The sequence below is a fragment of the Acidovorax sp. BoFeN1 genome, from assembly GCF_003345135.1.
GTDB lineage: Bacteria > Pseudomonadota > Gammaproteobacteria > Burkholderiales > Burkholderiaceae_C > Acidovorax > Acidovorax defluvii.
Genome location: NZ_QOZT01000184.1, coordinates 1 through 585, shown reverse-complemented (window position 1 = coordinate 585; position 585 = coordinate 1). Strand labels below are relative to the sequence as shown.

1 protein-coding gene is annotated in these 585 nt (G+C 66.5%); it reads right to left on the bottom strand.

The genetic code is table 11. The annotated features are described in order from the left end of the window. Nucleotides 1–269: 269 nt before the first annotated feature. Nucleotides 270–569, bottom strand: coding sequence for a 2Fe-2S iron-sulfur cluster-binding protein (locus DTW89_RS19155; RefSeq protein ID WP_024815789.1), 300 nt, complete (start codon nt 567–569; stop codon nt 270–272). Nucleotides 570–585 lie beyond the last annotated feature (16 nt).

Genomic DNA, 585 nt, shown 5'->3' with positions numbered 1-585 from the left:
GTGTTCATGGGAGGGCTTTCGTTGGGGGCCGCAGTGAGCGGTCGGGCTGCAGCGCAGGTTCCCGAGAGGCCAGACGGCTGTGCAGGCCTGAAAGGCCCGCCCCAAAGAACATGCGATGCGGCGCGGCCGCACGGTGCAGAGATCAGCGCGGTGCGCAGAGCTCCAAAGCCCATGATTTTAGTTCAGACCGGGGTGCCCTGCCGTCGCCTCCGGCAAGTTCAGGGCGATACCGTGCAGCCTTGCCGCCGCAATGCGCCGTGCCACGGGGTTCAGGCTTGCAGTTCGACATCGCTCACGGGATAGGCCACGCACGGCAGCACGCAGCCCTCGGCCATTTCTTCGGTGGACAGGCCCGGCCACTCGATCTCGTAGCGCACGCTGCCTTGGCGCAGCTGCCCCAGGCAGGTGCGGCAGGTGCCGTTGCGGCACGAGCTGGGCCAGTCAATGCCGCCTTGCTCCAGCGAAACCAGCAGGGGCTGGTCGGGCCAGGCATCGCATTGCGCACCGTCGGGGGCAACACGGGCAATGAAAAAGGGCGCTGTCATGGGGGAAAGGGATGAGTCGCTCATGGTTTCAGGGTGGGTG

Excerpts from the sequence above, each read along its gene's own strand:
- DTW89_RS19155 (WP_024815789.1), bottom strand. The coding sequence starts at position 569 with ATGAGCGACTCATCCCTTTCCCCCATGACAGCGCCCTTTTTCATTGCC.